The organism is Variovorax restrictus (assembly GCF_051216715.1).
In the GTDB taxonomy this organism is placed as follows: Bacteria; Pseudomonadota; Gammaproteobacteria; order Burkholderiales; family Burkholderiaceae_C; genus Variovorax.
Map to the genome: position 1 here is coordinate 1 of NZ_JBPJZH010000017.1, position 2654 is coordinate 2654.

Sequence of the window (2654 nt, forward strand, 5' to 3'; positions counted from 1 at the left end):
CACGCCCCTGTTCGCCTGCCCGCGCCGCCTCCACGGCAGCATTGAGCGCCAGGATGTTCGTCTGGAACGCGATGCCTTCGATGACACCGATGATGTCCACGATCTTTTTGCTCGATGTGTTGATCAGACCCATGGTCTCGACCACTTCGTTCACGGTGGCGCCTCCGCGAACGGCGACCTGGGAAGCGGAGACCGCCAGCTGGTTGGCTTCGCGAGCGTTGTCGGCATTCAGCTTGACCGTCGAGGTGAGCTGTTCCATGGACGCAGCCGTTTCCTCCAACGAGCTGGCCTGCTCCTCCGTGCGTGCAGATAGATCCTGGTTTCCAGAGGCGATCTGACTGGAAGCTGTGGCAATGGTGTCGCTGCCATGGCGGACTTCGCCGACGATCCTGGAGAGGTTTTCGCTCATGAGCTTCAATGCACTCATCAGCTGCCCCGTCTCGTCCTGGCTTCTGACATCGATGCGGCTGCTCAGATCACCGGCAGCAACGGTCTGCGCGATCGTTAGCGCTTCAGCGATCGGAACCGTAATGCTACGGGCCAGACGCCATGCCAGAAGGGCGCCGATCGCCAGTGCAATGCCTGCCAGGATGAGCACCGTCCGTTCGGCCGCCTCTGCATCTGCATCAGCCTTGATACGCGTAGAGGCAAGGAGAGCAGCCTGACGAGCGACCACTTTCTGGACGGCCGCGACGTAGGCTGCTTGTGCCGGCAGCACCTTGCTTTCGGTGAGCTGAGTGAGCTCGGCAGGCGAAGCGTTTGCGCCTGCTTCCTTCTTGTACTTGATGAGCTCTGCGCGCGCGTTGGTGTACGCCCCGCGCCGCAGAGCCACCTCGTCCATGAGGGCCTTCCCTTCAGTAGACACGACCGTCTCCTGCAGATCGGCCTGCAGCTTGTTGACCTCGGCGCTTTGGCTGGCCATTTGTCCTGCGTAGTACTCCTCGTCTGCCTGCGTCGTGGCTTTGAGGAGTGCCACTGTGCGGATCCCGTTGGCAACGATCCCGGAGACCCAGCGTTGCGAGAGCTCCGCCCGATGAGCTGCCTTGTCCATTTCATCGACTGCCGCCGCGACCGACTTCAAGTGCAGTACTGAGAAGCCTGCGGTGAAGGTCATGAGCGCCAACATCAGCGCGAAGCCGATGCCCAGACGGATGCCAATTTTCAAGCTGCCAAATTTCACGTGTGTGTCCTTGCGTAGTGGGTGTCCAAGCCATGCATACCGCCGTTTTGGACTCCACTGCATTTCACGCGAAGACGCCTATTTATCCATGTGCCAATGTCACATTTTTGGGGAATTTACAGCTTTCGGCTACAGCGCTGGTTGAAGCGGGCGCTACCGGTGCATCAAGGACGTCAACGGCCCACGCCATGAGTGCTGCCTAACGTGAGGCGAGCGACACGAGGGAAAGAACAAGCGACAGAGCGAGGCCCACAACCAAGGCGGCTTCACTCCACACGCGCTCACTCCTGTTCATAGAAGCTGGATAGCGCCCTGCATTGGAGCCAAGTCGGGCGTTTCTCTCCGGCTTGTCAGTCCACCATCCGTAGTTGGTGTCCCAGTCTTGTTGCTCTTTCGATGAGTTCATGTAATCAATTTTAGTTAATTACATGCATTGACGAAACAAAAGTATTCATATTGCTGCGACGGCCGGTAATAAGTCACACGAACTACCGCGCTCCACCTGTACAGAAGGATCATTCGAATGACGCGGGGTGCGGAGGCTGTGCAATACCTCACGCCTGCGGCTCATCCTTCTGCCAAGTCCGCAGGGAATGTGAAATGTTCACATACACTCGTTTCATCGACATACGACTGCACGACGAGACATGAACCATGACGCCACCCTCGCACTTGGAAACGAGTTTTCTGATTGGGCTCAGCTCACTGAGGAATACGCACAAGGCCTGGAGGCGCTGCGTCGGCGCGTGCCTGGTGCCTCCGCTCGAATGATGGAAATTGCCCGGCTGATGACTCAGTACTCGGCTGTGGTGGGCCAGCAGGGCATCCCGCCGATTCCTGTGCACCAGGCACCTGCTCGACTGCCGATGCAGCCTGCGATGAGTTGGCTCGAGCGAGCAGTCCACATGCTCTCCAGCTTTGAACTGCGCACCGGCCGGCACAACACATCCCTTTCCTACTGAGACCCGGCGACCGCAAGCGACAATCTGATCACTCAATGAATCAACTCGCCCTGGCCCTGTCTGCCTGCGCACGCGTGCTGCGTCCGGTCGTCAGACTGGCTATGGGTCTAGGCTTGAAGCAGCCGCATCTCCAGGAGCTGCTCAACGAGTTATTGCTGGAGGAGGCGCAGAGGTCGTGGGAGTCCAAGGGGGTGCGTCCGAACCTCAGCCAGCTCTCGATCACGACCGGGATCAACCGGAAAGCCGTCACGGCGAGGGTGCGTACGCCGCGCGAGCCACTGGCGCCTACCGAACTCTCTTCGGCGTCGAAAACGCTGACGGTCTGGCTCGAGATGGCCACCGACAACCAGGATCTGCGCACGCTGCCCACGATGAGCGAGGACAAGGCGCCCTCGTTCGAGTCGATGGCCTGGATCGGCAGCCGCGGCAACGTCCACTACCGGGTCATCCTGGAAGAGCTCGTCCGCCTCGGGATGGTGATCGATCACGGCGCGCGCGTCGAGCTGAAGGCC

The 2654-nt window shown here is 59.8% G+C and carries 3 protein-coding genes; 2 read left to right on the forward strand and 1 reads right to left on the reverse strand.

All coding sequences use genetic code 11. From position 1 onward, the window contains the following. Positions 1–1180, reverse strand: a 1180-nt coding sequence (locus ACSFA0_RS26555; RefSeq protein WP_435453258.1) for a methyl-accepting chemotaxis protein, incomplete at its 3' end; no start/stop codon positions are given. Between the two features lie 647 nt (positions 1181–1827). Between ACSFA0_RS26555 and ACSFA0_RS26560 the strand changes: the two genes are divergently transcribed. Together ACSFA0_RS26560 and ACSFA0_RS26565 are read left to right on the forward strand one after the other, a co-directional pair. After that, a complete protein-coding gene (locus ACSFA0_RS26560) occupies positions 1828–2142 on the forward strand; it encodes a hypothetical protein (RefSeq protein ID WP_435453259.1) in 315 nt (104 codons plus the stop codon). A gap of 35 nt (positions 2143–2177) precedes the next feature. Beyond that, on the forward strand, positions 2178–2654 hold a 477-nt coding region (locus ACSFA0_RS26565), incomplete at its 3' end, for a DUF6502 family protein (RefSeq protein WP_435453260.1).

Coding starts and splice junctions, on each gene's coding strand:
- ACSFA0_RS26560 (WP_435453259.1), top strand. CDS start 1,828: ATGAACCATGACGCCACCCTCGCACTTGGAAACGAGTTTTCTGATTGG.